The organism is Streptomyces sp. NPDC039609 (assembly GCF_055596705.1).
Map to the genome: position 1 here is coordinate 555174 of NZ_JBVIUJ010000002.1, position 21348 is coordinate 576521.

The window sequence follows — 21348 nt, forward strand, 5'->3', positions numbered from 1 at the left end:
CCCCGGGCCGGTGCAGTCAGCCGGGGCAGCAGGGTCCGTTCTCGCGTTTGAAGACCACGTCCAACCGCCGGTGGGCCGGACGTCGTGCCTGGAAGGGCGGCATCCGCGGGGAGCGGGTGCCGCCCTTCCGTATGGCACGATGCCTGCATGTCCACCGCACTGAACGATCTTTCCCGTTACCCGATCGTGCAGGCCCCCATGGCGGGTGGCGCCTCCAGTCCCCAGCTCGTCGGGGCCGTGTGCGAGGCCGGCGGGCTCGGGTTCCTCGCCGGGGGGTACAAGACCGCCGGCGGGCTGTACCAGGAGATCAAGCAGGTGCGCGGGCTGACCGGGCAGCCCTTCGGCGTCAACCTCTTCATGCCGCAGAGCGGACAGCCCGGGGACACCGCCGCCATCGAGGTGTACCGGCACCAGCTCTCGGGCGAGGCCACCTGGTACGAGACACAGCTCGGCGACCCGGACAGCGGGCGGGACGACGCGTACGACGCGAAGCTCGCGATCCTCCTGGAGGACCCGGTCCCCGTCGTCTCGTTCACCTTCGGCTGCCCCGGTCGGGACACGATCGACGCCTTCGCCCGTGCCGGTACGTACACGATCGTCACCGTCACCTCGCCCGAGGAGGCCCAGGCCGCTCAGTGGGCCGGGGCGGACGCGGTCTGTGTGCAGGGCGTCGAGGCCGGCGGGCACCAGGGGACGCACCGCGACGACCCGGACGCCGCCGTCGCGGGCACCGGGCTCCTCACCCTCGTCACGCAGGTCCGGGAGACCGTCCAGCTGCCGATCGTCGCGACCGGCGGGATCATGCGCGGGGCGCAGATCGCCGCCGTCCTCGCCGCGGGGGCCGACGCCGCCCAGCTCGGCACCGCGTTCCTCGTGTGCCCCGAATCCGGCGCGCACGCCCTGCACAAGCAGGCCATGACGAACCCCCTCTTCGTGCGCACCGAGCTCACCCGCGCCTTCTCCGGGCGGCCGGCGCGCGGGCTCGTCAACCGCTTCATGCGTGAGCACGGGCCGTACGCCCCCGCCGCCTACCCCGAGATCCACCACCTCACCGCCCCCCTGCGCAAGGCCGCGGCCACCGCCGGCGACGCCCAGGGCATGGCCCTGTGGGCCGGCCAGGGCCACCGGCTGGCCCGTGAACTCCCGGCGGGGCAGCTGGTCGAGGTGCTGGCCGCCGAACTCGACACCGCACTGACCGCGCAGGCCCACAGGAGCGCTTCATGACCGCACCCGTCTTCGTCGTCGAGGCCGTTCCAGGCCCCGGCTCCTTCCTCCTCGACGGCCCCGAGGGCCGGCACGCCGTCTCCGTGAAGCGGATGCGCGCGGGGGAGGAGCTCGTCCTGACGGACGGGCGGGGCGCGTCGGCCGACTGTGTCGTCGTCGCCGCGGAGGGCAAGGACCAGCTGACCGTCCAGGTCTCGGCGACCGTGGTCGAGCCGGAGCCCGTTCCCCGGATCACCGTCGTCCAGGCGCTGCCCAAGGGCGACCGGGGCGAACTGGCCGTCGAGATCATGACGGAGACGGGTGTCGACGCGATCGTGCCGTGGGCCGCGTCCCGCTGCATCACCCAATGGAAGGGCGAGCGCGGGCTGAAGGCGCTCGCCAAGTGGCGGGCGACCGCGCGCGAGGCCGGTAAGCAGTCGCGCCGCACCCGTTTCCCCGAGGTCGCCGACGCGATGACCACCAAGCAGGTGGCGGTGCTCCTCGCCGGTGCCGATTTCGCCGCCGTTCTGCACGAGGACCGGGACCACCCCAGCGGCGCGCTCGCGGACGCCCCGCTCCCCGCCGAGGGCGAGATCGTGCTGATCGTCGGGCCCGAAGGGGGCGTGTCGCCCGAGGAGTTGACGGTTTTCGAGGCGGCGGGCGCGAAGCCGTACCGGCTGGGCCGCAGCGTGCTCCGTACCTCCACGGCCGGCACGGCGGCCACCGCGCTCCTCCTCGGCCGTACGGGCCGCTGGAGCTAGTCCGCCGGCTTCTCCTTCGCCACCAGCGTGTCGAACAGCGGCCAGCCGTCCGTCTCGTGCAGGCCGTGGGCCGTCGGAAGGAGGTCGCGGGCCGTGGCCTCGTCGAGGAACCGGCGCACCACGCCGGGCTCGTTGAGGTTGAGGTAGCCGTCCTTGGTGTCCGCGACCTGGCCCGCGCCCATGTACGCGCCCTGCGTCACACGGGCCGGGCCTTCCTGGAAGACCAGGCGCAGTTGGGCGTGGGGGGCGTCGGCGCGGCGCAGTGTCAGCAGCTCCCGGCAGGGGGGATGCAGATGCCCGACCGACCAGAGCCAGACCGTGCCGTCCACCGTCAGCCTGCGCGGTACGCGTTCTCGTCGTCCCATGGGCCCACGGTATGCCGGGAACCCGGTGGTCCGGCAACCAGGATTTCGGGAACCCGGTGGGCGCGGGTGGCGGGTCGGTTCATAGGCTGGCCGCATGTCCGACGAGTCTCCCCTGATCCGTAGTCTGCGCGCAGCGGTCGCCGCCGCGCCCGAAGACGTGCCCCTGCGGCTCCACTTCGCCGAACTGCTCCTCGCCGAGGGCCGAGGCGACGAGGCCGTCACCGAGGCTGCCGTCGCGCTCCAGCACGCGCCGGGTGACGAGGCGGCACGTGCGCTGATGGTCCGCGCGATGGGACTGCCCGCCGTCGCCCCGGCAGCCCCACAGGCTCCCGAAGCCCCGCAGGCTCCCGCTGCCCCGCAGGCTCCCGCGGCGCCCGAGGCGCCCGCGGCCCCGGCAGCCCCGGCAGCCCCTGAGACCCCCAGCCGGCCCTCACCCTTCGACTGGGACAAGGCCGAGCAGGAGGTCGGAGACCTCGTCGGGCCCCGTTTCGTCGAGAGCGGCAGCGGCGCCGGTGGCGACCTGGAGCAGCCGCTGACCGCCGACGGCAGCGGCGACCCCGGGGACGCCTCCGCCTGGGACATCGACGCCCCCGGCTCCGTACGCCTCGCCGACGTCGGCGGGATGCAGGAGGTCAAGGACCGCCTGGAGGCCGCCTTCCTCGCCCCCATGCGCAACCCCGAACTCCGCAAGCTGTACGGCAAGTCGCTCCGCGGCGGCCTGCTGCTCTACGGCCCGCCCGGCTGCGGCAAGACGTTCATCGCCCGCGCCGTCGCCGGTGAGCTCGGCGCGAGCTTCATGTCGATCTCGCTCGCGGACATCCTGGACATGTACATCGGCTCGTCCGAGAAGAACGTCCATGACATCTTCGAGACCGCCCGCGCCCAGGCCCCCTGCGTCGTCTTCCTCGACGAGCTCGACGCCCTCGGCGCGAAGCGCTCCCGTACCCACCACAGCGGATTGCGCAACGTCGTCAACCAGCTCCTCACCGAGCTCGACGGCGTCGACGGTGCCGAGAACGAAGGCGTCTTCGTGCTCGCCGCCACCAACGTCCCCTGGGACGTGGACCTCGCACTTCGCCGCCCCGGCCGCCTCGACCGCACCCTGCTCGTGCTGCCGCCCGACGCCCCGGCCCGCGAGGCGATCCTCCGCTACCACCTGCGCGAGCGCCCCATCGAGTCCGTCGACCTCGGCAAGCTCGTCAAGGCCACCGAGGACTTCTCCGGCGCCGACCTCGCCCATCTCTGCGAGACGGCCGCCGAGTCCGCGCTCCTCGACTCCGCCCGCACCGGCACCGTACGCATGATCAACATGAAGGACCTGCTGGGCGCGGCGAAGCAGATCAGGCCGTCGAGCGAGTCCTGGTTCGCCTCCGCCCGCAACGTGGCGATGTTCGCCAACGACGGCGGTATGTACGACGATCTCGTCGCCTATCTGAAGAAGAAGCGGAAGCTGTGAGCCCCCATCCGCAGGTCCAACGGGCCAGTCTCCTCTACGAGATGTCGCGCGACGAGGAGGCCCACGAGCTGATCGGCCGCCGCCTCGCCGAGGCCCCCGACGACCACCACGCCTGGTCCGTGCTGGGCCAGTGCCTGATCGGTCTCGGGCGGCCCTCCGAGGCTCTCGCCGCCGCCATCGCGTCGCTGCGGCTCGAACCGCAGTACCTCGAAGCCCACTTCGTGCGGGGTGTGGCGCTGCGCCACCTCGGCCGTCTGGAGGAGGCCGCGGCGGCACAGCGCGAGGCGATCCGCATCGACCCGTACGCCTGGGGCCCGCGCCGTCATCTCGCCGAACTGCTCCTCGAACTGGCCCCGGACCGCCCGGAGGAGGCGCTGGAGCAGGCCCACGCGGCGGTGCGGGTGGGGCCGGACGCCACCTACACCTGGCAGACCATGCACAAGGTCGCCTCGTTCCACGAGCGCACCGAGCTGGCCGACGAGGCCATCCGGGAGCTCATCCGCATCGACCCGACGCACACCCTCGCCGTCACCGTGAGCACCGAGCGCGAGGCCACCAAGCCCGGCACCTCCGTCGCCAGGGCCGCCGACGTGTACGCGAGCGGACTCGCCGCCGCCCCCGACTCCGCCTCGCTCCGCTCCGATCTCGACAAGGCCGTCTACCGGATGTTGCGCGGCACCCGCTGGCTCGCGCTCATCTGCCTGGTCATGGCGGGTGTCACCCTCGACGTCTTCCCCACCGACGGCGAGGAGCCGAAGGAACTCCCCATCCACCTCGGCACCCGGCTCTGGGCGCTCGCCCTGATGGCGGCCGTGTGGGGCTTCGGCGCCCTGCGCCGCTATCTGCGGATGCGCACCGGCGCGAAGCTGACCGTACGCGACCTCGTGCGGCGGCTGTTCTGGCCCCGTGTGGTTCTCGGCCAGGCCGTCCTCGCCACGCTCTGCGCCCTGTTGATCGTCCTCGTGCCGTGGACCGACCGGACGATCCCCCAGGTCCTGTTCTGGCTCGGACTCGTACCGAACCTGCTCAGCATCACCCACGACCGGAACAAGGTCTGATGAGCCACACCCTGGACAAGGCCGACGCGCTCTTCGACGTCGGGCGGTACGAGCAGGCCGCAGCCCTCGCCGCCCAGCATCTGGCGACCGACCCGCAGGACGCCACCGCACTGGTCCTGCTGGCCCGCTGCCGGCACCGCCTGGGCCGTGAGGAGGAGGCGTTCGAGTCGATCGAATCGGCCTTGCACGCCGAACCCGACTCGCTGCCGGCCTGGCTGATGCGCACGCACATCCTGCTCGCGCTGACGAGGTACGAGGAGGCGGAGCAGGCCGCCCGCCACTCCGTCGAACTCGCCCCGCAGTACTGGGGCAGCCACTACGCCCTCGGTACCGTCCTCGACCGGTCCGTCCGCACGGAGCGCCGGCGTGAGGCGTACGAGGCGGCCCGGACCGCCGTCGCTCTCGCACCGGAGCAGAGCGACGCGCACTTCCTCGTCGGACTCACCGCCCAGCGCACCGGCAACCACGCCGTCGCCAAGCAGGCCTACGAGACGGCGCTGCGGCTCGACCCGCAGAGCAGCGAGGCACACAACAACCTCTCCCTGCTACACCTGCGCCGGCGCTGGCTCCGGCCCGGGGCGTGGACGAAGGCCGCCGAGGGCTTCGTCGAGTCCGCCGCCCTCGACATGAACGACCGGCAGGCCCGCTACAACCTGGAGACCATGGCCTGGGGCACCGCCGCCGGAGCCCGCTGGGTGGCCCTGCTCGGTTTCGTCGCCGCCGCCATCGGCTCGGCGTCGCTGCGGACCGGTTCGTCGGGCGCCGAGGCCCTCGTCCCGTACGCGATCGGGGCGCTCGTCCTCGTCGGCGGCTGGGCCGGCTGGGCGGTGTGGATCACCCGGCGCGTACCGCAGCGGCTGCGCCGCCCCATGCTCCTCGTCGCACGCAACTGCCGGCCCGTGCTCGCCATGGCGATCTCCGTCGGACTGCTGGGTCTGCACTCGATGGTCTCGATGGCGCTGTGGACGCTGGACGCCTCCGTCGTCGGGGCGCTCGGCTATCCGCTCTTCTGGATCGTGATCATCACCTACTGGGTGAGCCGCTCCGCCCTGCAGCGCCGCGCCCCCACGGCCGAGCGCGGCCGGTGACACGGCCGATACGATGCCCGGGTACTGATCACCAAGGCGAGGAGGCCCGGGCCATGGCCGGAGAGCCGCAGAGCGACTGCCTGTTCTGCAAGATCGCGGACGGGGAGGTCCCGGCGACGATCGTGCGCGAGACCGAGACGACCGTCGCCTTCCGGGACATCAACCCGCAGGCGCCCACGCACGTGCTCGTCATCCCGCGCGTCCACTACCCCGACGCCGCGACGCTCGCCACCGCCGCGCCGACCATCGCCGCGGACGTGCTGCGCGAGGCCGGCGAGATCGCCGCCCAGGAGAAGGTCGACGGCAGCGGCTTCCGGATCGTCTTCAACACCGGAGCCGGCGCGGGCCAGACCGTCTTCCACGCCCACGCGCACGTCCTCGGCGGCCGTGGCCTCAACTGGCCCCCCGGATAAGACGTGTCCGTACGTGAACTCGTCGTGCTCGGGACCGCCAGCCAGGTCCCGACCCGGCACCGCAACCACAACGGCTATCTGTTGCGCTGGGACGGGCAGGGCATCCTCTTCGACCCGGGCGAGGGCACCCAGCGCCAGATGCTGCGCGCCGGGGTGGCCGCCCACGACATCGACCGGATCTGCGTCACGCACTTCCACGGCGACCACTCCCTCGGTCTGGCGGGCGTGATCCAGCGGATCAACCTCGACCAGGTCCCGCACCCGGTGACCGCGCACTACCCGGCGAGCGGGCAGCGCTTCTTCGAGCGGCTGCGGTACGCGACGGCCTACCGCGAGACGGTGAAGCTGACGGAGGCCCCGGTGGCCGCCGACGGGCCCCTCGCCGTCACCGAGCCGTACACCCTCGACGCGTACAAGCTGTCGCACCCGGTGGAGTCGTACGGCTACCGGGTCACCGAGCCCGACGGGCGCCGCATCCTGCCCGAACGGCTCGCCGCGCACGGCATCAAGGGCCCGGACGTCGGCCTGATCCAGCGCGAGGGCGTCCTGAACGGCGTGACGCTGGAGGAGGTCAGCGAGGTCCGGCGCGGGCAGCGGTTCGCGTTCGTCATGGACACCCGGCTCTGCGACGGTGTGCACGCGCTCGCCGAGGGCGCCGACATGCTCGTCATCGAGTCGACCTTCCTCGACGAGGACGTCCGGCTCGCCGCCGACCACGGCCATCTGACGGCCGGACAGGCCGCTGCCGTCGCCCGCGACGCGGGAGTGCGGCACCTGGTCCTGACCCACTTCTCGCAGCGGTACAGCGATCCCGCCGAGTTCGAACGGCAGGCGCGGGCGGCCGGGTTCGACGGCGAACTGAGCATTGCCCAGGACCTCATGCGGGTCCCCCTACCGAAAAGATAGATCGATGCCCCTCCCCAAGGCCGAACTCCACCTCCACATCGAAGGCACCCTCGAACCCGAGCTGGCGTTCGCGCTGGCCGCGCGCAACGGCGTCACCCTGCCGTACGCGGACACCGAGGAGTTGCGCAAGGCGTACCTCTTCAGCGATCTGCAGTCCTTCCTGGACCTGTACTACGGGCTGATGGCCGTCCTGCACACGGCCGAGGACTTCACCGAGCTCGCCGACGCGTACCTGGCGCGGGCGGCGGCGCAGGGCGTGCGGCACGCGGAGATCTTCTTCGACCCGCAGGCGCACACGGCCCGTGGCGTGCCGATCGGGACGGTGATCGAGGGCCTGGGGCGTGCGCTCGACGGGGCCGAGGAGAAGCACGGCGTCTCGACGCGGCTGATCATGTGCTTCCTGCGCGACGAGTCCGCCGAGTCGGCGATGGCGACGCTGGAGGCCGCGAGGCCGTATCTGCACCGGATCACCGGTGTCGGTCTGGACTCGGCGGAGGTCGGCCACCCGCCGTCGAAGTTCCGTGAGGTGTACGCGGCTGCCGAGGCGCTCGGACTGCGGAAGGTCGCCCACGCGGGCGAGGAGGGTCCGCCGGCGTACATCCGCGAGGCCCTGGACGTCCTCGGCGTGGAGCGGGTCGACCACGGGCTGCGCTGCATGGAGGACCCCGAGTTGGTGTCACGCCTGGTGCGCGAGCGGGTGCCGCTCACCCTCTGCCCGCTGTCGAACGTGCGCCTGCGGGCGATCGACATCCTGGAGGACCACCCGCTGGCGTCGATGCTGGCCGCCGGTCTGATGGCGACGGTCAACTCCGACGACCCGGCGTACTTCGGCGGATACGTGGGCGACACCTTCGACGCGGTGCGGGGTGCGCTGGGTCTTGACCGGGAGCAGCTGAGGACGCTGGCCCGCAACTCCTTCGAGGCGTCGTTCCTCGACGACGAGGAGGAGCGCAGGGCGCGGTATCTCGCCGAGGTCGAGGCGTACGACTTCGACGCGGAGTAGGGGGCGGGCGAGGCGCCTGCGGCGGGCGCTTTCCCCACCCCGCACCTTCCCGAACCGGGGCTCCGCCCCAGACCCCGCGCCTCGAACTCCCCCTACGCCCTAAGGGCGTAGGGGGTCCCCAGCGCAGCTGCATCTTCCGCCCCGCGGGCGAAGAACCAGCCCTTCCGGCGTTCGAGGACACGGCCGCGGGCCGTACGGGGGTCCAGGGCGGAGCCCCGGTTCGGGAAGGGGCGGGGTCGGGAAGGAACAGCTACCCGCGGTCGCTCGGGCGGGCCAGGCGGAAGGCGCGGCGGTCGGCGCGGCGGCGGGACGGGACCGGGATCTCGGTGACCTCCTGCTCCGGCGCGCCCATCTGCGGGACGAGGCCCGTGGCGGCGGTCGTCGTGCCCGCGAGCACGGCGGCCGGGGCGCCGCCGCGGCGCCGGACGGAGCCCGGGACCAGCGGGCGGCCCGAGGTGTGCAGGGCGACCGCGGTCATCGGGCCCGCGACCAGCAGGAGCAGGACGCACAGGACCACGCCCATGCCCGGGTACCCCGCCCGCGCGGACAGGACGCTGCCGACGACCGGGCCGCAGGCCACGCCCAGGGAGGACGCCGAGCCGACGAGCACGGCCCAGCGGCCGCGCGGGTCCAGGGAGGCGGCGAGGCCCAGCAGGTAGGACAGGACGACCGGATAGAAGAGGTTCCAGAGGATCTCGCCGGTCGCGAAGGCGGGCAGGCTCCCGGCGCTCGAACTGACCAGGACACAGGCGGCGATGATCGCCGTACCGGCGCCGATCGGTACCGCGCGGCCCAGCCGCGAGCCGAGCGCCCCGGCCGCCGTGACACCCGCGAGCCCGGCCCCCAGCGCCACGGCGAAGACCGCACCGACGGTGACCTCGCCGAGCCCGGCCTGGGTGAGGCCGATCCGGCCGCTCACGCCCCACAGGGCGTTCTGCGCCATGGACCAGAGCAGGATCGCGGCGGCGAGCACGAGGCCCGAACGCCGGTGGGGGAGCGGCGACCCCCTGCCCGGCGTTTCGACGAGGCGGTCGGCATCCGCCCGCCTCGTCCCGCCCGCCAGGCCGCCCGTCAGTGGCCATACCAGCGCCGCCGCCAGCGCGATCGACGCGAACGGCAGCGCGTGGCCGCCGCCGAGGTGCGGCAGCGTGAGGTAGAGCGCGCCGGCCGTCGCCGAGACCGAGAGCAGACCGAGCGTCGAGGCCCGGTGCGGATCCTGCTGCGCGGCGATGCCCGCCGCGGCCACCGCCAGCGTCGTACCCGAGCCGAAGCCACCGACGACCGCGCCGCCGATCACCGGCGGAACACTCGCGGTGAGCGCCGCCGCGCCGTAACCGACGCACATGGCGAGCAGCCCGGCCCGCGCCGTCCGGCGCGGCCCGAACCGCTCCACGCGCGAGGCGAGGGTGAAGCCCGCGGAGGCGGAGGCGAGGAGGAGGACCGATCCGACGAGGCCCGCCTGGGCCGGGGTGAGACCGAGTCCGGCGGAGAGCCGGCCGACGACGGTCGGCAGCAGGTACGGGGCGAGATAACCGGCCGTGAACAGGGCGACAAGGGGCCCCAGGGCACGCGGGCGCGACAACATGGGCGTTCCAGGGAACAAAGGAGAGGGGGAGGAGCGCCCGGTGTTGCACGGGATCGCGGGACATATGTATCAAGCAACCGACGGTCCGGAGAAGCCCGGACAGGGCGAATTTCACCCCTTCTTCCTGTGATCTGGGTCACTATGGGTTTGGGGTCGGATTCTCCGGGTAGATGCGGCCGCTTTCCTGACTGCGTCACCCCCGTCACCGGACCCCCATCAGGCACACTGACCTGATCCGCACCACGTTCGGGGAGGTCGCCGTGACCACAGCAAGGGGAGACCAGCAACACGACGCAGGGGTCGACCCGTTGGTGTGCCTGCGCGAGCCCACCGACCCCGACTGCGACGTCTTCCTCACCGGCACGGTCTTCCTCGACATCATCTTCACCGGCCTCGACAGCGCCCCCGTGCGCGGCACCGAGTCCTGGGCGCGAGGCATGGGCTCCAGCCCCGGCGGTGTCGCCAACATGGCCACCGCGCTCGCCCGCCTCGGCCTGCGCACCTCGCTCGCCGCCGCCTTCGGCGACGACCACTACGGCGAGTACTGCTGGGACGCCCTGGAGCAGGGCGAGGGCATCGACCTCTCGCTCTCCCGGACCGTGCCCGGCTGGCACTCCCCGGTCACCGTCTCCATGGCGTACGAGGGCGAGCGCACGATGGTCTCCCACGGCCACGAGGCCCCGCCGCTGGACGGCGCCCTGCCCGCCTACCCGCCGCACGCCCGCGCCGCGGTCGCCTCGCTCGTGCCGGGGCGCGCCGAGGAGTGGGTCGCCCAGGCCGCACGCGGCGGCGCGCAGGTCTTCGCCGACGTCGGCTGGGACGACACCGGCCGCTGGGACCTGAACGGCCTGAGCGACCTGGAGCACTGCGAGGCGTTCCTGCCCAACGCGCAGGAGGCGATGCGGTACACCCGTACCGACTGCCCGCGGGCCGCCGCCCGCGCGCTCGCGGACAAGGTCCGTTACGCCGTGGTCACCCTGGGTTCCGAGGGTGCCTACGCCGTCGACGGGGCCACCGGGGAGACCGCCGAGGTGCCGGCCATCGAGGTCTCCGCCCTCGACCCGACCGGCGCCGGTGACGTCTTCGTGGCCGGGTTCGTCACCGGGACGCTCGCGGGCTGGCCGCTCGCCGACCGTTTGGCCTTCGCCGGACTCATCGCGGCACTGTCGGTGCAGGAGTTCGGCGGCTCGCTCTCCGCGCCCGGCTGGGGCGAGGTCGCCGCCTGGTGGGAGCACGTCCAGGACCACGTCTGCCAGGACCCGGAGGCCCTGCGCGGCCGCTACGCCTTCCTGGAACCCCTCCTCCCCGCGGGCTCCCGCCCCTGGCCCCTGCGCCGTGCGGTCCCGACCATCGGGTTCAGAGCAGCGCACTCGTAAAAGCCTTCGGCCTTGTCAGTGACAAGTCGTAGGCTTGGTAGCCCAGAGGTTGTCGAGCAGCGAGAACCCTGCAACGGGAGGTATGTGCAGGCCACAGTGCCGGCCCATGACTCAGACACCCACAGCCCCCAATGGTGCGCAGGGCGAGACCCGCGCCCACTTCACCGTCCCCGCCAAGCATCCGATGGTGACCGTTCTCGGCTCCGGTGACGCCCTGTTGCGCGTGATCGAGAAGGCGTTCCCGAAGGCCGACATCCATGTCCGGGGCAACCAGGTCAGCGCGGTGGGCGAGGCGGCGGAAGTCGCTCTGATCCAGCGCCTGTTCGACGAGATGATGCTGGTGCTCCGCACCGGACAGCCGATGACGGAGGACGCAGTGGAACGCTCGATCGCCATGCTCAGGGCGAGCGAGAACGGCAAGGCGGAGGCAGGCCAGGAGACTCCGGCCGAGGTGCTCACGCAGAACATCCTCTCCAGCCGCGGCCGCACCATCCGCCCCAAGACCCTCAACCAGAAGCGGTACGTCGACGCGATCGACAAGCACACGATCGTCTTCGGCATCGGCCCCGCGGGCACCGGCAAGACATATCTGGCCATGGCCAAGGCGGTCCAGGCCCTGCAGTCCAAGCAGGTCACCCGGATCATCCTGACCCGGCCGGCCGTCGAGGCGGGCGAGCGGCTCGGCTTCCTGCCCGGCACGCTCTACGAGAAGATCGACCCGTATCTGCGGCCGCTGTACGACGCGCTGCACGACATGCTCGACCCCGACTCGATCCCGAAGCTGATGGCCTCGGGCACGATCGAGGTGGCGCCGCTGGCGTACATGCGTGGCAGGACCCTCAATGACGCCTTCATCATCCTCGACGAGGCGCAGAACACGAACCCCGAGCAGATGAAGATGTTCCTCACCCGCCTCGGCTTCGAATCCAAGATCGTCATCACCGGTGACATCACGCAGGTCGACCTCCCCGGCGGTACGAAGAGCGGTCTGCGTCAGGTCCGGGACATCCTCGACGGAGTCCAGGACGTCCACTTCTCGATGCTCACGTCGCAGGATGTCGTCCGGCACAAGCTCGTCGGCCGTATCGTCGACGCGTACGAGCAGTACGACAGCCGCAACGGGAAGTAGCGCAGAAGCACCATGTCGATCGACGTCAACAACGAGTCCGGAACCGAGGTCGACGAGCAGTCGATCCTCGACATCGCTCGCTACGCCCTCGCGCGGATGCGCATCCACCCGCTCTCCGAGCTCTCGGTGATCGTCGTGGACGCGGAGGCGATGGAGCAGCTCCACATCCAGTGGATGGACCTGCCGGGCCCGACGGACGTCATGTCCTTCCCGATGGACGAACTGCGCCCGCCGGCGAAGGACGACGAGGAGCCCCCGCAGGGGCTCCTCGGCGACATCGTGCTCTGCCCCGAGGTAGCCACCCAGCAGGGCAAGGACGCGCCGACGCAGCACTCCATGGACGAGGAGCTCCAGCTCCTCACCGTCCACGGAGTGCTGCACCTGCTCGGCTACGACCACGAGGAGCCCGACGAGAAGGCCGAGATGTTCGGCCTCCAGGCGGCCATCGTCGACGGCTGGCGCGCGGAGAAGGGCCTGACCGGCCCGTCCCCGGCGCCGACCGTCTCCTGAGCCTCCGATGAACGCATCGCTCATCCTCGGCGCGGTCGGCCTGGTCATCGTCGCCTGGCTGGCCGCCTGTGCCGAGGCCGGAATCGCCCGTGTCTCCAGCTTCCGTGCCGCCGAGGCCGTACGGTCGGGGCGGCGCGGCGCCGAGAAGCTCGCCCAGGTCGCCGCCGACCCCACCCGCTACCTCAACGTGGCGCTGCTCGTGCGGGTCTCCTGCGAGATGGCGGCCGGCGTCCTCGTCACGTACGCCTGCCTGGAGGAGTTCGCCGAGACCTGGGAGGCGCTGCTCGTCGCCATCGCGGTGATGGTGCTGGTCTCGTACGTGGCCGTCGGCGTCTCGCCGCGCACCATCGGCCGGCAGCACCCGCTGAACACGGCGACGGCCTCCGCGTACGTCCTCCTGCCGCTGGCCAGGATCATGGGCCCGATCCCGCAGCTGCTGATCCTCATCGGTAACGCGCTCACCCCCGGGAAGGGCTTCCGCAAGGGCCCCTTCGCCTCCGAGGCCGAGTTGCGGGCGATGGTCGACCTGGCCGAGCAGGAGTCGCTGATCGAGGACGACGAGCGCCGGATGGTGCACTCCGTCTTCGAGCTCGGCGACACGCTCGTACGGGAGGTCATGGTGCCCCGCACCGACCTGATCTGCATCGAGCGGTTCAAGACCGTCCGTCAGGCGCTCACGCTCGCGCTGCGCTCCGGCTTCTCGCGGATCCCCGTCACGGGTGAGAACGAGGACGACATAGTCGGCATCGTGTATCTGAAGGACCTGGTCCGCAAGACGCACATCAACCGCGACGCCGAGGCCGACCTCGTGTCCACGGCGATGCGTGCCGCCGCCTTCGTGCCGGACACCAAGAACGCCGGCGACCTGCTGCGTGAGATGCAGCAGGAGCGCAACCATGTCGCCGTCGTCATCGACGAGTACGGAGGCACGGCCGGGATCGTCACGATCGAGGACATCCTGGAGGAGATCGTCGGCGAGATCACCGACGAGTACGACCGCGAGCTCCCGCCGGTCCAGGAGCTGGGCGACGACCGCTACCGCGTCACCGCCCGCCTCGACATCGGGGACCTCGGCGAGCTGTACGGCTTCGGCCCGGACGAGTACGACGACGAGGACGTGGAGACCGTCGGCGGACTCCTCGCCAAGGCGCTGGGCCGGGTGCCGATCGCGGGTGCGAAGGCGAAGGTGCAACTGCCGGACGGCCGCACGCTGCGGCTGACGGCCGAGTCCCCGGCAGGCCGGCGGAACAAGATCGTCACCGTCCTCGTGGAACCGGAGGAGAAGCCGGAATGACCCCCGACCAGCTGCGCGCCTTCTGCCTGGACTTCAACGACGCGACGGAGGAGTTCCCCTTCGGGCCGGACACCTCCGTCTTCAAGGTCGCCGGGAAGATGTTCGCGCTGTCCTCGCTGGACGGCCGGCCCCTGAGCATCAACCTCAAGTGCGAGCCGGAGGAGGCCGTACGGCTCCGCGAGGAGTATCCGGCCGTCGCCCCCGGCTATCACATGAACAAGCGCCACTGGAACACCGTGGTGGTCGGCGGGCTCCCGGACCGGATGGTCCGGGAGCTCATCGAGGACTCCTACGACCTGGTGGTCGCCGGTCTGCCGAAGACGGTACGGCTCCGCCTCGACCGGCCTTAGAGTCCGGGTTCAGGCCTTCCGCCGCAGACCCAGGCCGATCAGCACCGCCGTACCGAGCACGATCGCCGCGTCCAGGGCGAGGACCGTGCGGACCCCTCCGTACAGGTCCCCGCCCGTGGTGGCGAGCACCCCGAGCAGCGGGATCCCGACGGTGAGGCCGACCTGCTGCGTGGTGGTGACCAGGCCGGTCGCCAGGCCCTGCTCCTCGTCCGGGACGCCGGAGGTGACGGTCACCCCGTACGAGATGATCGCGCCCAGGTGGCACATGGACGCCAGCGAGACGCCGACCCCCGCGAGGATCGCGCCCGACTCGGTGCCGATGGCGAGCAGCGTCGACACGAACAGCCCCTGCCCCATGAGCGAGAAGACCAGGACGCGACGGGCGCCGAACCGGCCGATGACCTTCGGGACGATCGTCCCGGCGAACACGGACACGGCGCCCTGCACACCGAAGACCAGGCCGGTGGCGAAGGCCGAGAGCCCCAGCGTCTCCTGTAGGTACAGGGTCAGCACGAAGATGACGACGGACATCATCGAGAAGGTGATCAGACCGCCCAGATTGCCGAACGCCACGGTCCGCCGGCGCAGCATCGGCAGCGAGACCAGCGGGGCCGCGTGCCGCGACTCGACGAGCACGAACGCGCCCAGCAGCGCCACCCCGGCCACCAGCGTCACCAGGACGTCCGCGCCGCCGAAGCCGCGCTCGGCCGCCGTCGACAGGGCGTAGATCACGGCGAGCAGCCCACCCGTCACGGTCACCGCGCCCGGCACGTCGAGCCGGGGCCGGTCGGGGGTCCGCGACTCGGGCAGCAGGCCCGGTGCCAGCGGCAGCACGATCAGTGTGAACAGGGCGAGCAGACCCATCGTCGAGCGCCAGCCGAGGGTGTCGGTCATGACACCGCCGAGGACCATACCGATCGTGAAGCCGAGCGACAGCAGAGTGCCCGAGATGCCGAGGGCCCGGTCGCGCTGCGGACCCTCCGGGAACGTCGTGGTCAGCAGGGACATGCCGGTCGGCACGATCGCGGCCGCGCCCAGGCCCTGCAGGGCGCGCCCGGCGAGGAACGAGGCCGGGTCCCAGGCGAAGGTGGCGAGCAGCGAGGCCGCTCCGAAGAGCGCGAGTCCCGCGAGGAACAGCTTCTTGCGCCCGTACAGGTCGCCGATGCGGCCGAAGAGGAGCAGGAACCCGCCGGACGGCAGGGCGAAGGCGGTCACCGCCCACTGCAGCGCGGACGCGTCGAGACCGAGATCGGCGCCGAGGACGGGCAGTGCCACGTTCAGTACGGAGAAGTCCAGGGCCACCATGAACTGGGCCGCGCACAGCACGAAGAGGATGAGCCGGGAGCGGCCGGTCAGGGCCGGCTGGGTCGGGGGCGGGGGTGCGAGGGTGGTTGCCATGGCAACCACCCTCGGCGCGCGGGAACAAGCGTGGGGAGCGGGAACTTATCCTGTTGGTCGCACCACCAGGCATCCCGGGGGAGGAAGCAGACGTGGCCACAGCGGTCGAGAGCACGGACGCCAAGGGGCACCGACTGGCCCAACTGCGCGAGTTCCTGATGAGCCGTCGGGCCCGGGTCACGCCGACCGAGGCCGGTCTGCCGGACGGCGGCGCCCGTCGCCGTACGCCCGGCCTGCGCCGCGAGGAGGTCGCCGTCCTCGCGGGCGTCGGGGTCTCCTGGTACCAGTGGCTGGAGCAGGGCAGGGACATCACGGTCTCGCCTCAGGTGCTCGACTCGGTGGCGCGCGTGCTGCGGCTCACCGGGGCGGAGCGGCGCCATCTGTACGTCCTCGCCGGGCTCAATCCGCCCGCGCCGGAGGTCGATCCGGAGGCGCGGGACATGTGCGCGGGGCTGCGTCGGCTGATCGACGCCTGGATGCCGTTCCCGGCGCACATCATGGACGCGTACTGGAACACGATCATGTACAACGAGTCGGCGTCCGTCGTCCTCGGGATGCGCCCCGAGATCTCGCAGAACTGCCTCGTCTCGTTCTTCACCGACCCGATCTACCGTTCCCGTTCGACCGACTGGCGGCGGCTCGCCCCGCAGGTCGTCGCCCAGTTCAGGGCCGCGTGCTCGGAGTGCCCCGACGACGAGGGTTTCCGCGCGGTGGTGGAGGAGGCGAAGGCGGCGAGCGAGGAGTTCGCCGAGCTGTGGGAGCGACAGGACATCTCCCCGGGCGGCCAGATCCGCAAGGAGATCGAGCACCCGCTCGTCGGCGTCCTGCACGTGGAATCCACGCAGTTGCGGGTGCCCGCACGGCCCGACCTGACGATCATCATGCACACCCCGCTGCCGCAGGACGACACGGCGGCGAAGCTGGAGTGGCTGGTCTCCCCGGAGGGGCGGCGGGGGGCGATGTTCCCGATCGCGGGCTGAGACGGGGGCCTGCACACAGGAATGTCACACCTCACCTATATCCTCCACACGATCCGATCATCGCGATGCGGTGGTACGGGACATTCCGCTCACCCTCGTACCCCCAAGGGGCACTTCCTCATGCGCACTCGCATACGTCACGGCCTGGCCGCGGCCCTCACCGTCTCCGCGCTCTCCCTCACCGCCGCGTGCGGTGGCGGTGACGCCAAGGACGACACCAAGAAGGCAGCCGACAAGCCGGCCGCGGGGCAGACCTCGTCCGCGCCGGCCGCCAAGCCGGCCACGCCGCTGACGGCGGCTCAGATGAAGGCCGCCAGCCTTGAGGTGAAGGACCTGCCGTCGGGGTGGAAGAGCGGCTCGTCCGACACCGACCAGATCCAGCCGAAGGCGGACAAGGCGGAGTGCCAGCCTCTCGCCGGCCTGATGGCCGACACCATCGCAGGGGCGACGATGGGCCCGTCCGGTACCTTCGAGCGGGTCAGCGACACGACCGGCCTCGACAGCCAGGTCTTCACCTTCCCGGCTGCCGGCGCCACGGACTTCGTCAAGGCGCTCGGCACCTCGCTGGACACCTGCAAGGGCTTCGCCGCCGACCTCCAGGGCATGAAGATGACCGTCACCGCCGAGAAGCTCGCCGGCCCGAAGGCCGGTGAGGAGTCGCACGCCTTCCGGCTGAAGATGAAGATCGCCGACCTCGCCATGAATGTCGAGTCGAACATGTTCGTCGTGCGGCAGGGCACCGGCGTCGCCCGCATCTCCCACGTGCCGCCCAACGCCTCTGGCCACAAGGACTTCGACGCCCTCGCCAAGCTCGCCACCGACAAGTTCGTCAAGGGCGCGCAGAGCTGAGTCCGTGCCCCGACCTATGCTCGGGGCATGACACTCAACCCCGACCACGGCGATCTCGGCGCCGAGGACCTCAAGATCATCACGCTGGCGCGCAGCGCCCGGGCCCGCAACGGTGTACCCGAGGGCGCGGCGGTACGGGACGAGACCGGCCGCACGTACGTGGCAGGGACCGTGGCCCTGGAGTCGCTCAAGCTGAGCGCTCTCCGGACCGCGGTCGCGATGGCCGTGGCCAGCGGAGCCCAGTCCCTGGAGGCCGCGGCCGTCGTGTCGACCGCCGACGCCGCCTCCGACGAGGACCGCGCGGCGGTGCGCGACCTCGGTGGCCCCGAGACCCCGGTACTGCTCGCCGGCCCCGACGGGCAGCTGCGCGCGGCGGTCACGGCGGGCTGAGGTCCGACGGGAGATTCCGAGGGGGTCCGGCGATGTGCCGGGCCCCCTTTGCGTGTTTGTGAAGAATCAACGAACCTTCTCTTGTCTTCCCCGGTCCGTTGCGCGTCAATGACAGCGGTCCGCCCGACGGGCCGTCAGATCTACGCCTTCACGCAGCGTCCGCACCCCTGCGTGCTTCATCGGGAAGGGGTACGACCTCATGAGAGGCAGCAACTTAGGAATCGGTGCGGTCCTCGCGGGCGCGCTCGCCGTGACCGGACTCGCCTTCGCCCCGGCGGCCGCCGCCGTCGCTCCGGGGACCGCCACGGCCACGTACGACTGCGGGATCTGGGGCGGCGGTCTCGCCACCCTCCAGGCCACGCAGAGCGGCACGGCCGCGACGATCACCCTCACCTCGGCCGTCAAGACGCCCGTCGCGGTCGGCGCCGACACCATCAACGCCCAGCTGACGATGGCCAAGGGCGGTGGCGGCACCCGAGTGTTCAGCGGTCAGAAGAACCCGGCGCTCGCCGCGAACCAGTCCGTCACCATCGGTCCGCTCAGTGGGACCGTGGCCGTCGGCGACAGTCTCGATTCGTACTTCGCGGGCACCGCCCTCACCATGACGATCTTCGGGGTGACCGTGAACTGCGACGCGGTCACCTCGCAGTCGCCGGGGCCGTTCGTCTTCTGACGGGCCCCTGTTCCACCCCTCACCGGCGTCGCCTCAGGCGGCGCCGGTGCCTGTGTTGCGCAAGCGTCTGACCAGGTAAAACGTCGATCTTGACATTACCTGATGGGCCATCAGTCGGTGCATTTCGATTCCATTGACTTCTCCTCGCGCGCGGCCGTCAATGGCGCCCTCTCATCCCTCAGGAGGGGGCACACATGGCTCTGAGAACACCGACCCGAAGACGGCGTTGGACCGCCGCCCTCGGCGTCGCCGCACTCGCGGTCGCAAGCGGCGCGCTGGCCGCTCCGGCCGGCGCCCTGGCGGCCGCGTCCCAGGCGGTGGACTTCCCCACGCACTGCGTCCCGCCGCCGATCGCCGGCATCCCGCCCATCGACGGCACCACGACCGCCGAGATCACCGTGGACAAGCCCACGCCCAAGGTCGGCGACACGGTCACGGTCACCTACAAGGTCACCAAACCGGCCGCGTCCAACCCGGTCGACCTGGCCCTTCCGGCCGACATCATGACCCCGAGCGGCAAGGTCGTCCTCGGTGGCGCCCAGTCCGGCGCGGTCACCGTCACCGGACCCAAGAAGAACGACCCCGTCCCCGGCAAGGGAGCGTTCCCGCCGTTCTCGATGACCGGCACCTTCACGGTCACCGCGCCCGGCTCGATCACCCTCTCGCCCGGCGACTACAACATCCACACCAGCTACATCATGGAGCTGGACACCCCCTGTACGGTCACCAACCCGCCCGCCCCCGTCTCCGAGACGATCACGGCGAGCGCGCAGCCGGGTGCCAACGAGCGCAACATCTCGCTCGCCACGCCCTCCGGCGCACCGGGCGTCCGGGTCACCGTGACCGGCGCCAAGTTCACCCCGCTCGCCGAGGTCACCGTCGTCGGCCGCTCCGGCGCGGCGGAGACCGCCGACCGGATGACCGTCACGACCGACAGCCAGGGCGGGTTCACCGCCCGACTGATGGTCAACGACAAGGCGACCACCGGGGTCGTGGCGTACGAGGGGGCGGCCTGGGATCCGGAGAAGGGCGCCGGACCTGCCGCGTACACCGTCATCGACGACACCCCGCAACCGCCGAACAGCCAGAAGCTCACTGCGGCCGTCACGGCGGGCGAACTGTCGATGACCCAGGCCGGTGACACGGTCCAGCTGTCGTCCGTCGACTTCGGTCAGGGCGGCGCGGCGACCGGCGATCTGAAGACGGTGACGGTCAAGGACTTCCGCGGCGGCCCCGCGGGCTGGTCCCTGACCGGCAAGGTCACCGACTTCACCGGACCCGGCGGCTCCATCGGCGCCGGAAAGCTCAGCTGGACCCCTGCCTGCACCACCAAGGCCGGCAGCCCCAGCACCTGCGTCCCCGGCTCCGCGGGCACGGTCGGGAGTGGCGGGGCGACCCTCGCCTCGACCCCGAACGGCACGGTCACCGGCGGTGAGTTCACCGTCGACGCCAAGGTCTCCCTCGACGTCCCGGCGTTCACCGCGCCCGGCTCGTACGCGGGCGTCCTGACGCTCACGCTCAGCTGACCGCAGAAACGCTCACAGCGGGCCGGGCGCGCACCCGGTCGGCCCGCTCCGACCCCGGGGGGTTCCGCACCGTGCGCACCAAGCTGTACGTCCTCCTCGTCGCGGCGGCGCTCGTGCTGCTCGGCGCGCCCGCCGCTCCGGCCGCCGAGAACGGCGAGTGGGCGGTCTACCCGGCCGCCTCCCAGCTGGGCAGCCGGCCGTACTTCTATCTCGCGGCCGACCCCGGCACGACCCTGACCGACCGGGTCACCGTCACCAACAAGACGGGCGCGCCGCTCACCTTCCGCATCTACGGGGCCGACGCCTACAACACCGAGCGCGACGGCGGCTTCGCCGTCCGCACCAGCCAGGAGAAGCAGACCGGCGCCGGCGCCTGGATCACGCCCGAACGGACCCGTGTCACGGTCCCGCCCCGCTCCTCCGTCACCGTGCCCTACACCCTCGCCGTCCCCGAGGACGCCGAGCCCGGTGACCACCCCGGCGCCGTCGTGGCTCTCGACGAGCGCGTGGAGGCCGGCGGCAAGGGCTCCGTCGCGGTCGGCGTACAGCGCGCCGTCGGGGCGAGGGTCTACCTCCGGGTCAACGGCCCCACCGTCCCGGCCCTCGCCGTCGAGGACGTCACCCTCGACCAGGACCGGCCGCTCGTCCCCGGCGCGGGCGCGAGCACCGCCCTCATCTCGTACACCCTGCACAACCGCGGCAACGTGACCCTCAACCCCAAGGTGGCCCTGCGTGCCGAGGGCGTCTTCGGTCGCACCCTGCTCGCCCGGGATCTGGCGAAGATCCCCTCCGAGCTGCTGCCCCGCCAGAAGATCCGGCTCACCGAGCGCTGGACGGGATCCCCGCAGTTCGACTGGGGCGAGGTGACCCTCACGGCCACCGCGAAGGACGTACGGGAGTCCGGGCGCGCGTCCTTTCTCGCCCTGCCCTGGCTCGCCGCCGCGGCCGTCCTCGCAGGGGGAGCGGCGGCGCTGATCGTGCTGCGGGTCCGGCGTCGCAGGGCCCCCGGCGGGCACTGAGTACGTGACGACGTCC

The 21348-nt window shown here is 71.7% G+C and carries 22 protein-coding genes; 19 read left to right on the plus strand and 3 right to left on the minus strand.

Going from position 1 to position 21348, the window contains the following annotated elements; translation table 11 throughout:
• Nucleotides 1-147 precede the first annotated feature (147 nt).
• Together ACZ561_RS07890 and ACZ561_RS07895 are read left to right on the plus strand one after the other, a co-directional pair.
• On the plus strand, nt 148-1224 hold the full coding sequence (locus ACZ561_RS07890) for a nitronate monooxygenase (RefSeq protein WP_470990873.1): 1077 nt from the start codon (nt 148-150) through the stop codon (nt 1222-1224).
• Nucleotides 1221-1964: a 16S rRNA (uracil(1498)-N(3))-methyltransferase gene (locus ACZ561_RS07895; protein ID WP_470990875.1), complete on the plus strand. Its 744-nt coding sequence runs from the start codon at nt 1221-1223 to the stop codon at nt 1962-1964. Before ACZ561_RS07890 ends, ACZ561_RS07895 begins: the two co-directional genes overlap by 4 nt.
• Here the strand turns inward: ACZ561_RS07895 and ACZ561_RS07900 are convergent.
• Nucleotides 1961-2329, minus strand: coding sequence for a hypothetical protein (locus ACZ561_RS07900; RefSeq protein ID WP_470990877.1), 369 nt, complete (start codon nt 2327-2329; stop codon nt 1961-1963). The genes ACZ561_RS07895 and ACZ561_RS07900 overlap by 4 nt on opposite strands.
• Before the next feature lie 94 nt (nt 2330-2423).
• Between ACZ561_RS07900 and ACZ561_RS07905 the strand changes: the two genes are divergently transcribed.
• Genes ACZ561_RS07905 through ACZ561_RS07930 form a run of 6 tightly spaced genes read left to right on the plus strand, consistent with a single transcriptional unit; the run spans nt 2424 to nt 8253 of the window.
• Complete coding sequence (locus ACZ561_RS07905; protein WP_470990879.1) at nt 2424-3785, plus strand: AAA family ATPase; 1362 nt, start codon at nt 2424-2426, stop codon at nt 3783-3785.
• Nucleotides 3782-4843 carry a tetratricopeptide repeat protein gene (locus ACZ561_RS07910; protein WP_470990881.1) on the plus strand — a complete coding sequence of 354 codons (1062 nt, stop codon included), beginning with the start codon at nt 3782-3784 and terminating at the stop codon, nt 4841-4843. The genes ACZ561_RS07905 and ACZ561_RS07910 overlap by 4 nt, the downstream gene beginning before the upstream one ends.
• Nucleotides 4843-5931, plus strand: coding sequence for a tetratricopeptide repeat protein (locus ACZ561_RS07915; RefSeq protein WP_470990883.1), 1089 nt, complete (start codon nt 4843-4845; stop codon nt 5929-5931). The genes ACZ561_RS07910 and ACZ561_RS07915 overlap by 1 nt, the downstream gene beginning before the upstream one ends.
• Nucleotides 5932-5984: 53 nt before the next feature.
• Complete coding sequence (locus ACZ561_RS07920) at nt 5985-6344, plus strand: histidine triad nucleotide-binding protein (protein ID WP_376433733.1); 360 nt, start codon at nt 5985-5987, stop codon at nt 6342-6344.
• Between the two features lie 3 nt (nt 6345-6347).
• Nucleotides 6348-7250 (plus strand): ribonuclease Z, encoded by a 903-nt coding sequence (locus ACZ561_RS07925; RefSeq protein WP_470990885.1) that lies wholly within the window; start codon nt 6348-6350, stop codon nt 7248-7250.
• Nucleotides 7251-7254: 4 nt separating this feature from the next.
• Entirely contained in the window at nt 7255-8253 is a 999-nt protein-coding gene (locus tag ACZ561_RS07930; RefSeq protein WP_470990887.1) for an adenosine deaminase, read from the plus strand.
• A 250-nt stretch (nt 8254-8503) separates the two neighbouring features.
• Here the strand turns inward: ACZ561_RS07930 and ACZ561_RS07935 are convergent, their stop codons facing one another.
• Nucleotides 8504-9838, minus strand: a complete 1335-nt coding sequence (locus tag ACZ561_RS07935; protein WP_470990889.1) for an MFS transporter — start codon at nt 9836-9838, stop codon at nt 8504-8506.
• Nucleotides 9839-10098: 260 nt separating this feature from the next.
• On the opposite strand from ACZ561_RS07935, the gene ACZ561_RS07940 reads away from it, so the two are divergent.
• The 5 genes from ACZ561_RS07940 to ACZ561_RS07960 all read left to right on the plus strand — a co-directional run bounded on the left by ACZ561_RS07940 (nt 10099) and on the right by ACZ561_RS07960 (nt 14497).
• Nucleotides 10099-11214, plus strand: coding sequence for a PfkB family carbohydrate kinase (locus ACZ561_RS07940; RefSeq protein WP_470990891.1), 1116 nt, complete (start codon nt 10099-10101; stop codon nt 11212-11214).
• Nucleotides 11215-11320: 106 nt separating this feature from the next.
• Nucleotides 11321-12343: a PhoH family protein gene (locus ACZ561_RS07945; RefSeq protein ID WP_470990893.1), complete on the plus strand. Its 1023-nt coding sequence runs from the start codon at nt 11321-11323 to the stop codon at nt 12341-12343.
• Nucleotides 12344-12355: 12 nt separating this feature from the next.
• Entirely contained in the window at nt 12356-12853 is a 498-nt protein-coding gene (gene ybeY, locus ACZ561_RS07950; RefSeq protein ID WP_329120722.1) for an rRNA maturation RNase YbeY, read from the plus strand.
• Nucleotides 12854-12860: 7 nt separating this feature from the next.
• Nucleotides 12861-14147 (plus strand): hemolysin family protein, encoded by a 1287-nt coding sequence (locus ACZ561_RS07955; RefSeq protein ID WP_376433745.1) that lies wholly within the window; start codon nt 12861-12863, stop codon nt 14145-14147.
• Nucleotides 14144-14497, plus strand: a complete 354-nt coding sequence (locus tag ACZ561_RS07960; protein ID WP_470990896.1) for an MmcQ/YjbR family DNA-binding protein — start codon at nt 14144-14146, stop codon at nt 14495-14497. The genes ACZ561_RS07955 and ACZ561_RS07960 overlap by 4 nt, the downstream gene beginning before the upstream one ends.
• Nucleotides 14498-14506: 9 nt before the next feature.
• Here ACZ561_RS07960 and ACZ561_RS07965 read toward each other — a convergent pair whose 3' ends face one another.
• Complete coding sequence (locus ACZ561_RS07965) at nt 14507-15895, minus strand: MFS transporter (protein WP_470990898.1); 1389 nt, start codon at nt 15893-15895, stop codon at nt 14507-14509.
• A 92-nt stretch (nt 15896-15987) separates the two neighbouring features.
• Here ACZ561_RS07965 and ACZ561_RS07970 point away from each other — a divergent pair, with 92 nt between their 5' ends.
• The 6 genes from ACZ561_RS07970 to ACZ561_RS07995 all read left to right on the plus strand — a co-directional run bounded on the left by ACZ561_RS07970 (nt 15988) and on the right by ACZ561_RS07995 (nt 21332).
• Nucleotides 15988-16875: a helix-turn-helix transcriptional regulator gene (locus ACZ561_RS07970; RefSeq protein WP_470990900.1), complete on the plus strand. Its 888-nt coding sequence runs from the start codon at nt 15988-15990 to the stop codon at nt 16873-16875.
• Nucleotides 16876-16995: 120 nt separating this feature from the next.
• Nucleotides 16996-17724: a hypothetical protein gene (locus tag ACZ561_RS07975; protein ID WP_470990902.1), complete on the plus strand. Its 729-nt coding sequence runs from the start codon at nt 16996-16998 to the stop codon at nt 17722-17724.
• Between the two features lie 27 nt (nt 17725-17751).
• Entirely contained in the window at nt 17752-18114 is a 363-nt protein-coding gene (locus ACZ561_RS07980; protein ID WP_329120733.1) for a cytidine deaminase, read from the plus strand.
• Between the two features lie 199 nt (nt 18115-18313).
• The gene (locus ACZ561_RS07985; RefSeq protein WP_470990904.1) at nt 18314-18787 is read left to right on the plus strand and encodes a hypothetical protein; all 474 of its coding nucleotides are present in this window, start codon (nt 18314-18316) and stop codon (nt 18785-18787) included.
• Nucleotides 18788-18981: 194 nt separating this feature from the next.
• Nucleotides 18982-20313 carry a beta-xylosidase gene (locus tag ACZ561_RS07990; protein ID WP_470990906.1) on the plus strand — a complete coding sequence of 444 codons (1332 nt, stop codon included), beginning with the start codon at nt 18982-18984 and terminating at the stop codon, nt 20311-20313.
• A 71-nt stretch (nt 20314-20384) separates the two neighbouring features.
• Complete coding sequence (locus ACZ561_RS07995; protein ID WP_470990908.1) at nt 20385-21332, plus strand: DUF916 domain-containing protein; 948 nt, start codon at nt 20385-20387, stop codon at nt 21330-21332.
• Nucleotides 21333-21348 lie beyond the last annotated feature (16 nt).

Coding starts and splice junctions, on each gene's coding strand:
- ybeY (WP_329120722.1), top strand. CDS start 12,356: ATGTCGATCGACGTCAACAACGAGTCCGGAACCGAGGTCGACGAGCAG.
- ACZ561_RS07920 (WP_376433733.1), top strand. CDS start 5,985: ATGGCCGGAGAGCCGCAGAGCGACTGCCTGTTCTGCAAGATCGCGGAC.
- ACZ561_RS07990 (WP_470990906.1), top strand. CDS start 18,982: ATGGCTCTGAGAACACCGACCCGAAGACGGCGTTGGACCGCCGCCCTC.
- ACZ561_RS07930 (WP_470990887.1), top strand. CDS start 7,255: ATGCCCCTCCCCAAGGCCGAACTCCACCTCCACATCGAAGGCACCCTC.
- ACZ561_RS07895 (WP_470990875.1), top strand. CDS start 1,221: ATGACCGCACCCGTCTTCGTCGTCGAGGCCGTTCCAGGCCCCGGCTCC.
- ACZ561_RS07945 (WP_470990893.1), top strand. CDS start 11,321: ATGACTCAGACACCCACAGCCCCCAATGGTGCGCAGGGCGAGACCCGC.
- ACZ561_RS07960 (WP_470990896.1), top strand. CDS start 14,144: ATGACCCCCGACCAGCTGCGCGCCTTCTGCCTGGACTTCAACGACGCG.
- ACZ561_RS07890 (WP_470990873.1), top strand. CDS start 148: ATGTCCACCGCACTGAACGATCTTTCCCGTTACCCGATCGTGCAGGCC.
- ACZ561_RS07955 (WP_376433745.1), top strand. CDS start 12,861: ATGAACGCATCGCTCATCCTCGGCGCGGTCGGCCTGGTCATCGTCGCC.
- ACZ561_RS07905 (WP_470990879.1), top strand. CDS start 2,424: ATGTCCGACGAGTCTCCCCTGATCCGTAGTCTGCGCGCAGCGGTCGCC.
- ACZ561_RS07985 (WP_470990904.1), top strand. CDS start 18,314: ATGAGAGGCAGCAACTTAGGAATCGGTGCGGTCCTCGCGGGCGCGCTC.
- ACZ561_RS07980 (WP_329120733.1), top strand. CDS start 17,752: ATGACACTCAACCCCGACCACGGCGATCTCGGCGCCGAGGACCTCAAG.
- ACZ561_RS07915 (WP_470990883.1), top strand. CDS start 4,843: ATGAGCCACACCCTGGACAAGGCCGACGCGCTCTTCGACGTCGGGCGG.
- ACZ561_RS07965 (WP_470990898.1), bottom strand. CDS start 15,895: ATGGCAACCACCCTCGCACCCCCGCCCCCGACCCAGCCGGCCCTGACC.
- ACZ561_RS07935 (WP_470990889.1), bottom strand. CDS start 9,838: ATGTTGTCGCGCCCGCGTGCCCTGGGGCCCCTTGTCGCCCTGTTCACG.
- ACZ561_RS07975 (WP_470990902.1), top strand. CDS start 16,996: ATGCGCACTCGCATACGTCACGGCCTGGCCGCGGCCCTCACCGTCTCC.
- ACZ561_RS07900 (WP_470990877.1), bottom strand. CDS start 2,329: ATGGGACGACGAGAACGCGTACCGCGCAGGCTGACGGTGGACGGCACG.